We start from the raw sequence: 14,826 nt of genomic DNA on the forward strand, positions 1-14,826 counted from the left end.
CTGGTCGATCAGCTCTTTTGGAATGGACGGAAGGTCACGCTTGGCCTCACGGGCCGGTTTCTTTTTGGTTGGCATACATGCACCTCTGCAGCATGTTATGCCCGAACACAAAATTAATGACACTCCCGCCGTCATCGCTGGCAAGCCAGCTCCCACAGGCATTGGGGCTGGTCAGTTGGGGTTGGTTGGCTGGCAGGCCGCCTTCGCGAGCAGGCTCGCTCCCACCGTTTTAAATTTGCGTACAGCCCCAGCGGCAAAGCCGCCCCACTCAACAGGATGAGCGTTAGCTCGGCTGCAGCTCTTGATCTTGATCTTGTTCCACGGGCGACGTCGGAAGGCCTCGTTCCGGGATTTATCCGGGGGAGGGAGCGCAGCGACCGTTTGGCGCAGCCAAATGCATCGAGAGGAGGTGCAGCGAAGCAAACCGTAGGCGATGCGCCCGGATGGATCCCGGAGCGAAGGAACCCCGAGCCTCAGCGAGCGGGCCGCACGTAGGAGCAAGCCTTTTGGGTTACCTTTTCGGCGTTTGGAAAAGGTGACCCGCCGTCAGGGCGGAACCCTAAGCCGCCGTTACCGCAGCAACGGATATGTACCCAATAAAACCCACTAACTCAAAACGACAACGCCACCCGGCAACTCAGTGCATTTGACGCCATAAGCATCCCGAATCAGCAATGCAACGCCAGCAAGTTGGTCAAGGCTGAAACGAGCATGGACGCGGCGTTGGCCAAGTTCGCGGTTGAGCAGCAGCAACATGCCGGGACGGTAGCGGTTGATCTCATCAATCATCTGACTCAACGTCGCCCCGTTAAACACCAACACCTGCTGCCGCCAATTCATCACGGCCGCCGTGTCGACACTTTGTACGCTGCCAACTTGCCGCGCGTCGTAGGTCACTTGCTGCCCCGGTTCGAGGCGCAGGCTGCGGCCTTCAACGTCGACTTCCACCGCGCCATCGAGGCAGGTCACGCAGACTTGCTGATCCGTGTTACGCAAGTTGAAACGCGCCTGACTCGCGCGCAACCACCCTCCCCCAGCCTGCATCGCCAACGGCAACCGCGCGGTCTGCACTTCAACTTCACCACTGACCAGTTCAAAACCCTGCACACCTTCAGACACTGCACGCTGATTGATCCGCGTCTGCGTGTTCAGCTCCAGGCTCACACCCTGCGCCGGTTCAAAGCGGCGCTGCTGGCCGACCTCAGTAATGTAGTCAGCGCCCAGCCCTTCAAAACCACCAGGAATCGTCCCGCGCACCAGCAAAAACGCCGCCGACGCAGCAATCGCCCCACCGAGAAAAGTACGTCGACCAAACCCGCGCGGCGCCTGCAAGCCTTGCGCGGCAGGTTGCAAGTTGTGCCACAACCGCTTGGCCTCTTCGAACGCGCGGGCGTGCTCGGCGCTCTGGGCGCACCATTCGCGCAAGGCGCGGGCGTCGGCGACGGTGGCGCGGCCCGAGGTCAGCAGAACCAGCCAGTCACGGGCTTCGCTGTGCAGAGGGTCGGCCGCCGATGGCTCGGCAGGTGTCAGTCGAAAGATGTTCAAACGCGCAGATTCTCAACGAAATGATCGGGCACTATTCAGAAGACGGTTTTCCGGCCCCGCGACCGAACCGCTGAAACACTTTTCTTTCCAGTTTGGCTGCGCAGAAGCCCAACGCCGCTTTGATTTCCTTCTCGACCATGCGCGTGGAAATGCCGAAGCGCTGGGAGATTTCCAGATGCGGCGCCTCCTCCAGGCGCGCGGCGATGAAGATCCGCCGACGCCGCGCCGGCAGTTCGTAAAGCGCATTGAGCAGCGACTGGATTTCCTTTTGCCCGCCCACCACCCGCGCCGGGTCGAGCGCTTCGTCGCCGATTTGCAGCAGCTCTTCGACCTCCTCGCCGGTGAGCAGGCGCGCATCAGCCTGACGCCGGTCGGCAGCGATGTTCAGGGCCATGCGATAGAGGTAGGCATTGGGTCGCAAAAGGTTGGGCGGCGTCTCCATGCGGTCGACCCGCAGCCAGGTCTCGTGCAACACGTCGTTGGCCAGATCATCCGAGCCCAAACGCCGACGCAGGCGCACCCTGAAGTCCTCGTAAGACGTCAGGAACAGTTGAGCCATCGAACCTTGTCCGGTGTCTTTCATCCCCCGGAAACTCCTTCCCATTTGGTGCATTCCATGCGTTTCCCTGACGACTCCGGTAACAACAGCAACGTGACCGGCTGACGCAATGCGCTGGGCGTCGGCCGGTCGATCCTGAGATTGCGAAAGCTTTCCACCAGCGCGTTATCGCGCCGTACATCACCGGTCGAGGTGACCAACCGGTTGTGCTGCACCAGGCCATCGCGCCCGACCCACACCTGCAACACCGCGCGATAACTGCCGGGACGGGTCAGCGGCGAGCGGCACAGGTTGCGCTCGATTGCCGCTTGCACCGCCGTGGCGTAACTGCGGTTGACCGCGACGCTTTCCGGCGTCTGTTTTTGCGGCGGCGCCGGCACGTCTTCGACCTGCGCCACTTGCAAGGTAAATGCATCGTCCCGGGCGTAGCGCGCCATCAAACCACTGCCGCCAAGCAATCGACGCAGGGCATCGGCGGCGGTGTATTCGCCATCCACCGCCAACGAGCGCCGGCCGCGACTCAACTGACTGTCGACCAGCACCGCCACACCGGTGGCGTGGCTGTACTGATCCAGCGCGTGCGCCAGATCCTGTGCCGGAATGTGCAGCGTCATGCGCAGGTCCGCCGGCACCGCATCGGCCATGGCGTGGCCCGCCGTACAGCCAAGCAGCCACCCCAGACACATCCGGCGCACAAGCCTCGTTGAACGCTGAAACCCGTCCGTGGAATTGCCTCGCTGCACGGCTGACGAATCCTTGGAAATCGTCATCCTGAGGGCTGTTTATGAATCTGGTGTGACGGGCGGTGCAAAAAAACCATCACGGGAATTGCGCACGGCTTGCACTAGACTCAAACCAAAGCGCGGCCCCGTCGGGCCGGCCAGGAGGCGAGCATGAACACACTGTGGCGATTGAGCCTTGGCGGGCTGTTGTTGATGGCGCTGTCGAGCGCTTATGCCGAGGAACCGTTGGGCTGTGTCGAGGTGACGGTCGGCGGCTACAAGGCGCCGAATTACGATTGCCTGAGCCAGCAGATGGGCAACAACCCCGAAGGCGCTGCGGCGGCGAAAAAGAATCAAGAGGCGCTGAATGTGCCGGTGAACAAACGGCCGCCGAATCAGGTCGGCCTCGCGACACCGGCCGCGACCAGTACGCGGATGGGCAATACCTTTGGTACGTCGGTGAAACCGCAACGTCCACCGCAGTGACATCGACGAACCAATGACACCCATGTAGGAGCTGCCGAAGGCTGCGATCTTTTGACTTTGCCTTTAAAAAACAAGATCAAAAGATCGCAGCCTTCGGCAGCTCCTACACTGATTGTGCCCATGCCCCGGATGGGAACGATCATGTGGTGCTAGTCGCTTGGGGTTTGGCGGAAGCTCACCGCGAGGCGATTCCAGCTGTTGATTGTGGTGACGGCCATGGTCAGGTCGACCATCTCCCCTTCGCTGAATTGCTCGCGCGCCTGCTGGTAAATGTCATCCGGCACATGGCTGTCGGCAAGCAGCGTCACCGCCTCCGCCCAGGCGAGCGCCGCACGCTCACGCGGGTTGAAGAAGTTGCTGTCGCGCCACACCGCGATCGCATACAACCGTCGATCACTCTCCCCGGCCCTCCGCGCATCCACCGAATGCATGTCGGTACAGAACGCGCAGCCGTTGAGTTGCGAGGCGCGGATCCTGATCAGTTGCAGCAGCGGCTGCTCGATGCTCAGGTTGCTGGTCAGCGCCTCCATGGCAATCATCGCTTTCATCGCCTTGGGCGAAGCGTTGTAGTAATCCAGGCGCGGGGACATGGGCAGGTCTCGGTAGACGGAATAATGACTTCACCGTAAACGCTGACAGCGATGCATCACAGCCCCAATTGCACGGAAAACCGGCACACCACTGCATCCCAGCCAAACACAAATCCCCCTGTGGGAGTGGGCTTGCTCGCGAAGGCGGTGAGTCAGTCGATAGTTCAGTTGCCTGATACGACGCCTTCGCGAGCAAGCCCGCTCCCACATGGGAATGATGGTGGGGACGAGATTTGTGTCTGGCTACAGTCAGGGTGGGATTGGGGCCAATTTCGGGTTTTTCGGGTAGGCAACTATTGCCCATCCCGCAACAGCGGTAATCTGGCGGGCACTCAATTCGCCCTCCGGAGCCCAGTCGGTATGGAACTTCACGTTGTGATCAACGGCCGCAAGGATCTGGCCGGTCAGTTGTATCAGCAACTGCGTGGCGCCATCGAATCCGGGCGTTTGGCCGCTGGCACACAATTGCCTCCGAGCCGCTTGCTGGCCGAGCAACTGGGGATTTCGCGCAAAACCATTTCCGACACCTACGCCCAACTGACCTACGAAAACTTCCTCACCGGCGTGATCGGCAAAGGCACCTACGTCAACGCACGCCCGGCGCAAGTCCAGCGCAAGCAAAGCCATACCGAACTGGCCAGCGCCGAGGTGATCGAGCGCTGGCGCAATCTGCCGGTGTTTCTGCGTCACCCGACGCTGGAAGGTTCGCTGCGCTACGACTTTATCGGCGGCGCCACCAGCAAGGGCCAGTTCCCCCATGACGACTGGCGCCGCTGTGTCTCTCATGCGATGCGCCAGATGGCCGGTTCAAAAGGCTTCTACAGCGTGCCCGAAGGCTTGCCGGCGCTGCGCAATGCGATTGCCCGGCACATTGCGTTTTCCCGTGGGGTGAACTGCCAGGACGAAGACATTGTGGTGTGCAACGGCGCGCAACAGGCGCTGGACCTGATCACCCGCGTGTTGATCAGCCCCGGCAGTCGGGTCGCGATGGAGGACCCGGGCTACCCGCCGGCGCGCTTGCTGTTCGGCACCCACGGCGCGGATGTGGTCGGCGTGCCCGTGGATGACGAAGGCATTGTGGTTGAGCAAATTCCCGAGGGCACGCGACTGATCTACGTCACGCCCTCGCACCAGTTTCCCCTGAGCATGCCGATGAGCCAGGCGCGGCGCGAGGCGTTGCTGGCCCGCGCCTATGAACTGGGCGCAATCATCATCGAAGACGACTACGACAGCGAGTTTCGCTACGAAGGCAGGCCCACCGATTCCCTGTTCAGCCTCGACCAGCGCGGCATCGTCGCCTACGTCGGAACGTTCTCCAAAACCCTGCTGCCGGAGCTGCGACTGGGCTATGCGATCCTGCCGCCAGCGATCCTCGAAGCGGTAATCCGTGCCAAGCAACTCACTGATCTGCATGCCTGCACCCTGCCGCAATGGGCCTTGGCGAAGTTCATCGCCGAGGGTTGCCTGCTCAAGCATATCCGCCGCTGCCATACGATCTACGCCCAGCGCCGCGAACGGATTCTGGCGCGCATGGCCAGCGATCTGTCGCCGTGGCTTGAGGCGGTGCCACCCAGCGCCGGGTTCCACATGGCGGCGTTCTGCAAACGGCCGATCGATTTGCCGTTGGTGATCGAGCTGGCAAAAAAGGTCGAGGTCGGCCTCTACGCCATCGACGGCTTCTACTATCAGCAACCGATAAAAAGTGGTCTGTACTTCGGCTTCGGCGCCATCGAAAACCTGGACATCGATATCGCCCTGGATCGCCTGCGCGACATCCTCCAGCAAGTGGCTTGAGTGATTGGCCTAACCGATTAACCGCCGATTGGTTATTGGTGATACCGGGGTGCAGGCCTATTCTGCAAAGGCGTTTTCCCTCAATGAGCAGGATTCGTCCGGCCTGATTCAGGAGTGTGAGCAATGTCCAACGAAGTGATCAACACCGTACAGGTGCAGGCCGCCGCCGGCCGTTCGGATGAACTGGGCAAGCAACTGCAGAAGATCGTCGAAACCCTGCGCGAAACGCCGGGCTGCGACTCCTATATGGTCGACCGCTGCCCCGAGGACAGCCACCGCTGGATGGTCAGTGCCCGTTGGCAATCGGAAGCGGCGATGCAGGCGCATTTCAACCGGCCCGAGGCGCAGGGCTTTATCGACTTGATTGATAGCCGTCTGGCCAATAGTGTGGATTTCAACAGCTTTCCTATCGTCTGACCCGACGCCTTCGCGAGCAAGCCCGCTCCCACATTGGAATGCGTACCCTGTGGGAGCGGGCTTGCTCGCGAAGGCGTATTGCGCCCCGCCCATTTTCTTCCTGAAGCCCCACCAATTGGTCACCTGATCTTCCAGAATATTGGCCGTTTGAATGCCCTGCCCTGCGGACTACTGTGATTGCACCCCCAACCCTCACAGGTAACCCGCCATGAAAGCCCTGCACGTCCTCGCCGCCGCCCTCGCCCTGACGATTTCCGCCTCAGCCCTCGCCCATGACCCGTCCGAAAAAGTCACCGTCCTGCAAGACCAGATGCTGAAAAACGCCCCCGGCAAAAAAGCCATGATGATCGAGGTCGACTACAAACCCGGCCAGTCTTCCATCGCGCACAAACACGAGGGCACGGCCATGGCCTATGTGCTCGAAGGCGAAGTGATTTCCCAGGTGAAAGGTGAACAGGCGACCACCTACAAGAAAGGCCAGTTCTGGTACGAGCCCGCCGGCTCCGAGCATCTGGTGTCGAAAAATGCCAGCAAAAGCAAACCGGCCAAGTTGCTGGTGTTTATGGTGCTGGCCCCGGACGAACAGGTGTTGATCCCCCTGAAAGACTGATGGTTGTTTGGCCAGCCATAAATAAAAAGGCGCAAATCGCTGATTTGCGCCTTTTTATTGCTCGGGGCAATTAACCGATTGCGTTTAAAGCAAATAAAACTATCCACGCGCTGATAAACCGACAAATTGTCAGCTGCCTTACAGGTTCTCCGGTTTAGTCTGAGTTAGCGCCGAGCGCCGTTTTAAAACTCGGCAATTGCAACTTTCCGACTGAAGTTGTTTCACGGGAGATTCACCATGAAACTTGCGTTGGCCAGTACGTTGGTAATTTCGGTTTTAGCCCTCTCCGCCTGTTCAGTGCCTACCGCTCCGCGAGCGGTCTCATCCCTCGACACGCTACTGCCCCACCCGACCGGCCGCAGCAGCGCCACTCAGGTGAAAAGCGGTCCCGGCGTCGCGCTCGGCGTCATCTACAGCCCAAGTACCCAGACCAATCGCGAATACCTGCGCGACTATCAGGCCAACGCCGGCACCGGTTTCGGCCAGAGCCTGCTGGTGCAACCGATCCACGACGCCTATGTCGCCAGCTCAAAACCGGACATGGCCGTTGACTGGGTCAACGCCTCCCTGCAACGCCAGTTCGGCTCAGTGACGGTCTACCCGAACATGCAAAGCCTGCGCGCTGCAAGACCGGATGTGGTGGCAATTGTCGATACCCACAGCCAACTGATTACTTCGCGCAGTTCCGATATCAAGGCCGATGTCAGTGCCGATTTTTATGATGCGCAACTTCACTACATCGGCACGGCGAAAGGTTCGGAGGCGAAAGAACTGACGCCGATCTGGGCGGACTTCAAAGGGTCTGAAGACATTGTCGCGGATATTAATCAGCAACAGGATGTGCAAGTAAGGGCGCTGCAGAAGTTTGACCAGTCGCTCAGTAATTTATTGACCAGACCGACAAGTAACGTGTCGATGCTCGATAGTAAACAAGGTCAGAAGTTGTATTGAATGTAAGGGCCCTTTCGCGAGCAGGCTCGCTCCCACAGGGGACTTGTGTCGATCACAAAACCAATGTGGGAGCGAGCCTGCTCGCGATGAGGCCAGAACAGGCACCGCAAAACCTTCAGACATAAAAAAGCCCCGGCATCTCACGACACCGGGGCTTTCTCATTCAGCCACTACTTACGCCAATTCAGGCTCGGCATTCGCAGCAACCGCAGGCACCACCGCTTGCCCGCTCAACGCCAGATCCAGCAGTTCGCGGTTGGCAACGGCATACATGGCGTAGTCCGTGCCGCTCGCCGCACGGATTTCCACCAGCATGGCGCGCCAGCGCGAGATCATGCCTTCGTGCTGTTCCATCCACAGCGCCAGGCGTGCTTCCACGTCCTGAGTGCCGTCGCCCTGTTGCAGGACGGAGATGGTGATCGCACGTTGCTGCCAGTCGACATCATCACGGAACGCTTCACGGGCCAGGGCCTGCCAGTTGTTTTCAACCGGCAGCGCGCTGATCTGTTGCAGGTACCAGGTGATGTCCAGCGCACTGCCCACGGCGAAGTAGGCCTTGGCCACTTCGGCAGGGTTCTGCCCGGTCACGTCGGAGGCTTCGATGATCGGCAGCAGGGTGTACAGGTGCGAGGTACCCGCGACCATACGCGCCAGCAACTCCGGCACACCGGCTTCGACGTAAGCCTGATAACGCGCCTGCCAGTTTTCGCGGATTTCGCCGCTGAGCAGTTCGTCGAGCTTCAGACCCAACTCTTTCAGATGCGGACCGAAGTGCGCGGTGTCACGGGCAGCGTTCTGCTCGTTGCGACGGGCACGCAGGAACCAGCGCGTAGCGCGGCGACCCAGACGCATCAGCTCGTCCATCAGCTCCAGTTGCACGTCAGCAGAGACCTGATAGTCCAGGGCTTCGATCTGACGGAACCAGTGCGGGAGGTGGAAGATGTCGCGCACGATCACGTAGGCGCCAGCCACGTTCGCCGGGCTCATGCCGGTCGACTCTTTGAGTCGTTGAACGAAGGTGATGCCCATGTGGTTGACCAGATCGTTGGCGATCTGGGTGCTGACGATCTCGCGCTTCAGACGGTGACGACGCATGGCTTCGGAGAACTTGCTGACCAGGGTCGGCGGGAACGCCGTTTCCATGTCGCGGGTCAGGTAGTCATCATCCGGCACCAAGGAACCCAACAGCTGCTCCTTGAGGTCGATCTTGCTGTACGAGATCAGCACCGACAGCTCGGGACGGGTCAGACCGTGGCCTGCCGCAACGCGCTCGTTGATCTGTTCTTCGGTCGGCAGGAACTCGATGGCACGGTCCAGCTTGCCACGGCCTTCCAGATCGCCCATCAGACGTTTGTACTCGGCGATGCGCTCGTAGGCACGACGCGCCGCCAGGGACAGAGCCTGAGTCTGCTTGTAGTTGTTGCCCAGCACCAGGCCACCGACTTCGTCGGTCATGCTCGCCAGCAACTGGTTGCGTTGCTTGTCGGTCATGTCACCGGCCTGAACCACTTCGTTCAGCAGGATCTTGATGTTTACTTCGTGGTCGGAGCAGTCCACACCACCGGCGTTGTCGATGAAGTCGGTGTTGGAACCGCCGCCATTGAGACCGAATTCCACACGACCCAGTTGGGTCATGCCGAGGTTACCGCCCTCGCCCACAACCTTGCAGCGCAGTTCGTTGCCGTTCACGCGCAGTGCATCGTTAGCCTTGTCGCCGACATCGGCGTGGCTTTCGGTACTCGCTTTCACATAAGTACCGATACCGCCGTTCCACAGCAGATCCACCGGCGCCTTGAGCAAGGCGTTCAGCAGTTCGGTCGGGGTCAGCTTGTCGGCCTTGATGTCGAAGCGCTCTTTCATCTGCGGCGAGATCGCGATGCTCTTCGCGCTGCGCGAGAAGATACCGCCACCTTCGGACATGATGCTGGTGTCGTAGTCGGTCCAGGCCGAACGCGGCAAATCGAACATGCGCTGACGCTCAACGAAGCTGGTCGCCGGGTTCGGGTTCGGGTCGATAAAGATGTTCATGTGGTTGAAGGCAGCGACCAGTTGCAGCTTGTCGGACATCAGCAAGCCGTTACCGAACACGTCACCGGCCATGTCGCCGACGCCAACCACGGTGATGCTGTCTTCCTGAACATTGATGCCGCGCTCGCGGAAGTGGCGCTGTACGCCAACCCACGCGCCTTTGGCGGTGATGCCCATTTTCTTGTGGTCGTAACCGGCCGAACCACCCGACGCAAACGCGTCACCCAGCCAGAAGCCGTAGTCGATGGCGATGCCGTTGGCGATGTCGGAGAAGGTTGCAGTGCCCTTGTCCGCCGCGACCACCAGGTACGGGTCATCGTCGTCGTGACGCACGACGTTGGCCGGCGGCACCAGCGCGCCGTCTTTCAGGTTGTCGGTGATGTCCAACAGACCGGAAATGAAGATGCGGTAGCAGGCGATGCCCTCGGCCGCGATCTCGTCACGGCTGCCTCCCAGTGGCAGGCGACGCGGCAGGAAGCCGCCCTTCGCACCCACCGGCACGATGACCGAGTTCTTCACTTGCTGGGCTTTTACCAGGCCGAGGACTTCGGTACGGAAGTCTTCTTCGCGGTCGGACCAGCGCAGGCCACCGCGAGCAACGTTACCGAAGCGCAGGTGCACGCCTTCAACGCGTGGCGAGTAAACGAAGATTTCGAACTTCGGTACTGGCTTCGGCAGCTCAGGGATTGCATGCGGGTTGAACTTGAAGCTGAAGTACGACTTGTTCTGGCCGTTGGCATCCGTCTGGTAGAAGTTGGTGCGCAGGGTGGCTTTGATCAGGTCGAGGTAACGACGCAGGATGCGGTCTTCGTTGAGCACCTGGACGTCGTCCAGTGCGGTCAGAATCGCTTGCTCCAGGCGCTGTTGCTTGTCTTCCAGATCATCGCTGCCAAGCTTGCGTGCCAGGTAGAAACGGGTCTTGAACAACCGGGTCAACTCGCGAGCGATGTCGGTGTGGTTGTTCAGGGTGCTGGCGATGTAACCCAGATCGAAGCCCAGACGGATCTGCTTCAGGTAACGGGCGTAGGCACGCAGCAGCGCGACGTCGCGCCATGGCAGGCCGGCGGTCAGGACCAGACGGTTGAACGCATCGTTTTCGGCTTCGCCACGCACGATGTGGACGAAAGCGTCCTGCAGGGTGTCGTTGAGTTGCTGGATGTCGAGGTCCAGGCCTTCAGCGGCCGTGAACGCGAAGTCATGAATCCAGAACTCGCGGCCATTGGTGTGGCGCAGACGGTACGGGAATTCACCCAGCACGCGCAGGCCGAGGTTTTCCAGAATCGGCAGAACGTCGGACAGCGCCAGCGGGGTGTCGGCGTGGTACAGCTTGCAATGCAGCTCGCGTTGGCCGGAGACCTGGCCCAGCGGCTGATAGAAGCTCATCACCAGCGGATTTTTTTCGTTGAGGCTCAGCAGGTGCTGCATGTCGACCACGGCCGAATGCGCGGCGAAACGCTCGCGGTAACCGGCCGGGAAGCCTTTCGGGAAATCAGCCAGCACGTTGGTGCCGTGGGCTTCGCCGAAGCTTTCGACGGTCAGTGCGGCGTAGTCGTCCTGCCAGCTGCGGCACGCCTGGACGACTTCTTTTTCCAGCAGCACGGTGTCGATGTCGAGACGGTTTTTCGGGTCGACACGCAGAATCAACTGCACGCGCGCCAGCACGGACTCGGAGAAGAACGTCCAGAATTCGCAATCGGAGGCCTTCAGGCGCTCCATCAGCACTTGCTGGATTTTCTGGCGAACTTCGGTGGAATAGATGTCGCGCGGCACGTAGGCCAGGCAGTAGCAGAAACGACCGTACGGGTCTTTGCGCAGGAACACGCGGATCTTGTTGCGTTCCTGGATCTGCACGATCGACATCACGGTGGTGAACAGTTCGTCGACCGGGGTCTGGAACAGGTCGTCACGCGGCAATACTTCGAGGACCTGCGCCAGCTCCTTGCCCAGGTGCGCCTTGGACTGGAAGCCGGAGCGGTGTTCGATTTCTTCGACCTTGCGGCGGATGAACGGGATGACCCGCACGCTCTCGCCATACACCGAGGAGGTGTAGAGGCCCATGAAGCGGTGTTCCTTGATGACTTTGCCGTCAGCGTCGATTTCACGGATCGACACGTAGTCCGGGTAGGCCGGACGGTGTACACGGCTTGGGTGCGCAGCCTTGGCGAACGACAGCAGGGTCGGCTCGCGCAGGTAGCTCACGGCGTAATCTTCGATGCGCAGGTCATCGTAGGTCAGGCCGGTGCGCAGCAGCTTGGTCAAGCCGAGGAAGGAGTTCTGGTCGTACTCGATATGACCGCCATCAGCCTGATCGGTGACCACGAATTCTTCGTAGCCAAGGAAGGTGAAGTGGTTGCCCACCAGCCATTCCAGGAAGCTTTTGATTTCGTTCTTTTCGTCGGTATCGACGGCGAAGGCGCTGTTGTCGAGCTTGGCGAGGAGTTCCTGCACCTTGGCTTTCATCGGCTCGAAATCGGCGACCGCGACGCGGACTTCACCGAGAACCTGCTCCAGCTCTTTGCTCAGCACATTCAGTTCGGCCGCGTTGGCGCAGCGGTCGATTTCCAGGTACATCAGCGATTCATGCAGAACACCTTCGCCGGTGCTGCCCTTCGGCAGGATTTCCAGCAACTCGCCCTTGCTGCCACGACGCACGCTGAGCACGGTGGTTTGCAGGGTGTGGATGCTGTAGCCGCGGCGGTTCAGTTCGGTGCGGACCGAGTCGACCAGGAACGGCAGGTCATGGTGCAGCACTTCGACCGCGGTGTGGGTCGACTGCCAGCCATGACGCTCGTAATCGGGGTTGTAGACGCGCACTTGCGGTTGCGCGTGATCGAAGCGCTCAAGCAGGCGCCACGCAGAAAGAGTACAGCCAGCGAGGTCGGAGAGGCGACGTTGAGTCAGCTCGTCCAGGGAAATGATGCCGAAGAATTGTTCAGCGAACAGCGCCACTTGTGGCAGTGCCTGTTCACTGATGTGCTGCGCCAGTGCCGCTTGCAGTTGGTGCTGGAAGTCGGCTTTGCTGGCTGCGGTGAAGAACGCCATCTGTGGTACTCCGCTTAAGCTTGTTATTGATGGAAAGCGTCGCGTGCTACACCCCTTTCGGGGCTTGTGTCGCCCTGTTCCTGATTCTCGGGCAGAGGCAACAGGGGGACAGGTGGGTGAAGCTGGACGAGACACTCAGGTCACATTCACCTTCCATGAATGGGCATCTGCAAAAACGACTGTCGGGGCTGCCGACAATGCCTTTACGGGTGCTCATCCGTTGCGCAGCTTAATGGGTGCGACAATGTGTCTGCTTGCGGTGCTGCGACATATTCGGTCATTGGCACGTAAACCAAGGCTTTGGCACCGGTAAACACTAGCACTCGTGGCGCAAAACGCTGGTCTGAATGCCCGTTTTTACGGTACATGCGTGCCAGAAATGACCATTGATCCACGTCGCGTTCACGACACATCCTCTGACACTCTCACATGCAGAAATTCCCGAGGACTGGCAGAATCGCGCCCATTAGCGACCGACACGCCCCCCGAGGCAGGAATTCCCCCATGCAAATGACCACCGCCCTACTGATCGTCAACCCGTGCGATGACGAAGAAGACAACATGGCCATGCTCTGCTGCCACAGCGACAAGGGCGACATGTTCCTGATGAGCCGCTACCCGGACGAGGATGAGCTGGAGATCACCCTGGATGGCGAGCCTTCGACGCTGGATGGCGTTAAGGTCACCCTGACCTCGAATCTGTTGAAGATCGAGATTGCGGCGGCGGATGCCGATGCGTTGAATGGGGACGATGTGCTGGAGATCAGCTTTAACCCGCACATGGTTGATCTGGATGAGGTTGTCGAGACCCTGAAGAACATCCTTGACGGGACTGGCACCTTCATTAACGAAGTTTGATGGCGTCTGGGCTGGCCCCTTCGCGAGCAGGCTCGCTCCCACATACGCCGTTCAAATGTGGGAGCGAGCTTGCTCGCGAAGAGGCCCGAAAGAACACCGCAAACTCTCCCGACCTACAAAATTCCAACAATTCCCCCAGTCATTTCCCGCACTTTGCGCAAAATGCCGTTAGTCGCCACCCCCCGCGATGGATTAAAGTAATGCCCCCAGCCCCGGCGTTATCCGAACGCCTGTGGCCACCCTTTCCAGGAACAGTCATCGATGGAACATCGTGAAGCGCTGCTGGCGCTGCGAACCTTTCTTTCAACGCAGATTCTCGGCCAGGAAAAACTCATCGAGCGTTTGCTCATCGCCCTGCTCGCCGACGGCCACATGCTGGTCGAGGGCGCGCCGGGTCTGGCCAAGACCAAAGCGATCAAAGAACTCGCCGAGGGCATCGAAGCCCAGTTCCATCGCATTCAGTTCACCCCTGACCTGTTGCCGGCCGACATCACCGGCACCGAGATCTATCGCCCGGAAACCGGCAGTTTCGTGTTCCAGCAAGGGCCGATCTTCCACAACCTGGTGCTGGCCGACGAAATCAACCGCGCCCCGGCCAAGGTGCAATCGGCGCTGCTCGAAGCCATGGCCGAGCGCCAGGTCAGTGTCGGGCGCAGCACTTATGAGCTGTCGCCACTGTTTCTGGTGATGGCCACGCAGAACCCGATCGAGCAGGAAGGCACTTATCCGCTGCCGGAAGCGCAACTCGATCGCTTCCTGATGCACGTCAAAATCGGTTTCCCGGACGCCGCCGTCGAACGCCGCATTCTTCAGCAGGCCCGCGGCGAAGCGCTGAACGGCGAGACCAAACCCGAACGCCGCGTGAGCCAACAGGCGATCTTCGCCGCGCGCAAGGAAATCCTCGGGTTGTACATGGCCGACGCTGTGGAGGAATACCTGGTGCAACTGGTCATGGCCACGCGCACGCCGGCCAAGTTCGACCCGGAGATGGCCGAGTGGATCGCCTACGGCGCCAGCCCCCGTGGCTCGATCGCCCTCGACCGTTGCGCCCGCGCCCACGCCTGGCTGGCCGGGCGCGACTTCGTCAGCCCCGAAGACATTCAAGCCGTACTGTTCGACGTGTTGCGTCATCGCATTATTCTGTCGTTTGAGGCCGAAGCCGCCGGCATCGATCAGGATCGGGTGGTGCAGCGGATTCTCGACGTCGTAGCCGTCGCTTGACCC

12 protein-coding genes are annotated in these 14,826 nt (G+C 60.3%); 7 read left to right on the forward strand and 5 right to left on the reverse strand.

The genetic code is table 11. The features are described from left to right. Positions 1–606: 606 nt before the first annotated feature. The 3 genes from CKW18_RS23690 to CKW18_RS23700 are packed head-to-tail and all read right to left on the reverse strand — an operon-like array spanning position 607 to position 2,790. A complete protein-coding gene (locus CKW18_RS23690; protein WP_095191014.1) occupies positions 607–1,545 on the reverse strand; it encodes a DUF4880 domain-containing protein in 939 nt (312 codons plus the stop codon). A gap of 31 nt (positions 1,546–1,576) precedes the next feature. Then, a complete protein-coding gene (locus CKW18_RS23695; protein ID WP_095191015.1) occupies positions 1,577–2,128 on the reverse strand; it encodes an RNA polymerase sigma factor in 552 nt (183 codons plus the stop codon). Further along, a complete protein-coding gene (locus CKW18_RS23700; protein ID WP_095191016.1) occupies positions 2,125–2,790 on the reverse strand; it encodes a secretin and TonB N-terminal domain-containing protein in 666 nt (221 codons plus the stop codon). The genes CKW18_RS23695 and CKW18_RS23700 overlap by 4 nt, the downstream gene beginning before the upstream one ends. Before the next feature lie 207 nt (positions 2,791–2,997). On the opposite strand from CKW18_RS23700, the gene CKW18_RS23705 reads away from it, so the two are divergent. Then, positions 2,998–3,312, forward strand: coding sequence for a hypothetical protein (locus CKW18_RS23705; protein WP_095191017.1), 315 nt, complete (start codon positions 2,998–3,000; stop codon positions 3,310–3,312). A 149-nt stretch (positions 3,313–3,461) separates the two neighbouring features. Here CKW18_RS23705 and CKW18_RS23710 read toward each other — a convergent pair whose 3' ends face one another. Further along, positions 3,462–3,902, reverse strand: a complete 441-nt coding sequence (locus CKW18_RS23710; RefSeq protein WP_095191018.1) for a carboxymuconolactone decarboxylase family protein — start codon at positions 3,900–3,902, stop codon at positions 3,462–3,464. A gap of 360 nt (positions 3,903–4,262) precedes the next feature. Here CKW18_RS23710 and CKW18_RS23715 point away from each other — a divergent pair, with 360 nt between their 5' ends. From CKW18_RS23715 to CKW18_RS23730, 4 genes are all read left to right on the forward strand, one after another. Continuing rightward, complete coding sequence (locus CKW18_RS23715; RefSeq protein ID WP_095191019.1) at positions 4,263–5,696, forward strand: PLP-dependent aminotransferase family protein; 1,434 nt, start codon at positions 4,263–4,265, stop codon at positions 5,694–5,696. A 123-nt stretch (positions 5,697–5,819) separates the two neighbouring features. Beyond that, a complete protein-coding gene (locus CKW18_RS23720) occupies positions 5,820–6,113 on the forward strand; it encodes a putative quinol monooxygenase (protein ID WP_095191020.1) in 294 nt (97 codons plus the stop codon). A 208-nt stretch (positions 6,114–6,321) separates the two neighbouring features. Continuing rightward, positions 6,322–6,723, forward strand: coding sequence for a cupin domain-containing protein (locus tag CKW18_RS23725; RefSeq protein ID WP_095191021.1), 402 nt, complete (start codon positions 6,322–6,324; stop codon positions 6,721–6,723). 237 nt (positions 6,724–6,960) lie between these two features. After that, positions 6,961–7,674, forward strand: a complete 714-nt coding sequence (locus CKW18_RS23730) for an ATPase (RefSeq protein WP_095191022.1) — start codon at positions 6,961–6,963, stop codon at positions 7,672–7,674. 174 nt (positions 7,675–7,848) lie between these two features. On the opposite strand, the gene CKW18_RS23740 is transcribed toward CKW18_RS23730, so the two are convergent. Beyond that, positions 7,849–12,744: an NAD-glutamate dehydrogenase gene (locus CKW18_RS23740; protein ID WP_095191024.1), complete on the reverse strand. Its 4,896-nt coding sequence runs from the start codon at positions 12,742–12,744 to the stop codon at positions 7,849–7,851. Between the two features lie 504 nt (positions 12,745–13,248). Between CKW18_RS23740 and CKW18_RS23745 the strand changes: the two genes are divergently transcribed. Continuing rightward, the gene (locus CKW18_RS23745; protein WP_095191025.1) at positions 13,249–13,602 is read left to right on the forward strand and encodes a hypothetical protein; all 354 of its coding nucleotides are present in this window, start codon (positions 13,249–13,251) and stop codon (positions 13,600–13,602) included. Between the two features lie 261 nt (positions 13,603–13,863). Further along, positions 13,864–14,823, forward strand: coding sequence for a MoxR family ATPase (locus CKW18_RS23750; RefSeq protein ID WP_003218556.1), 960 nt, complete (start codon positions 13,864–13,866; stop codon positions 14,821–14,823). Positions 14,824–14,826 lie beyond the last annotated feature (3 nt).

Origin of the sequence: Pseudomonas sp. Irchel 3E19 (assembly GCF_900187585.1) — a bacterium.
Lineage (GTDB): Bacteria > Pseudomonadota > Gammaproteobacteria > Pseudomonadales > Pseudomonadaceae > Aquipseudomonas > Aquipseudomonas baetica.

Coding starts and splice junctions, on each gene's coding strand:
- CKW18_RS23720 (WP_095191020.1), top strand. CDS start 5,820: ATGTCCAACGAAGTGATCAACACCGTACAGGTGCAGGCCGCCGCCGGC.
- CKW18_RS23695 (WP_095191015.1), bottom strand. CDS start 2,128: ATGAAAGACACCGGACAAGGTTCGATGGCTCAACTGTTCCTGACGTCT.
- CKW18_RS23710 (WP_095191018.1), bottom strand. CDS start 3,902: ATGTCCCCGCGCCTGGATTACTACAACGCTTCGCCCAAGGCGATGAAA.
- CKW18_RS23715 (WP_095191019.1), top strand. CDS start 4,263: ATGGAACTTCACGTTGTGATCAACGGCCGCAAGGATCTGGCCGGTCAG.
- CKW18_RS23740 (WP_095191024.1), bottom strand. CDS start 12,744: ATGGCGTTCTTCACCGCAGCCAGCAAAGCCGACTTCCAGCACCAACTG.
- CKW18_RS23730 (WP_095191022.1), top strand. CDS start 6,961: ATGAAACTTGCGTTGGCCAGTACGTTGGTAATTTCGGTTTTAGCCCTC.
- CKW18_RS23700 (WP_095191016.1), bottom strand. CDS start 2,790: ATGTGTCTGGGGTGGCTGCTTGGCTGTACGGCGGGCCACGCCATGGCC.
- CKW18_RS23725 (WP_095191021.1), top strand. CDS start 6,322: ATGAAAGCCCTGCACGTCCTCGCCGCCGCCCTCGCCCTGACGATTTCC.
- CKW18_RS23705 (WP_095191017.1), top strand. CDS start 2,998: ATGAACACACTGTGGCGATTGAGCCTTGGCGGGCTGTTGTTGATGGCG.
- CKW18_RS23745 (WP_095191025.1), top strand. CDS start 13,249: ATGCAAATGACCACCGCCCTACTGATCGTCAACCCGTGCGATGACGAA.
- CKW18_RS23750 (WP_003218556.1), top strand. CDS start 13,864: ATGGAACATCGTGAAGCGCTGCTGGCGCTGCGAACCTTTCTTTCAACG.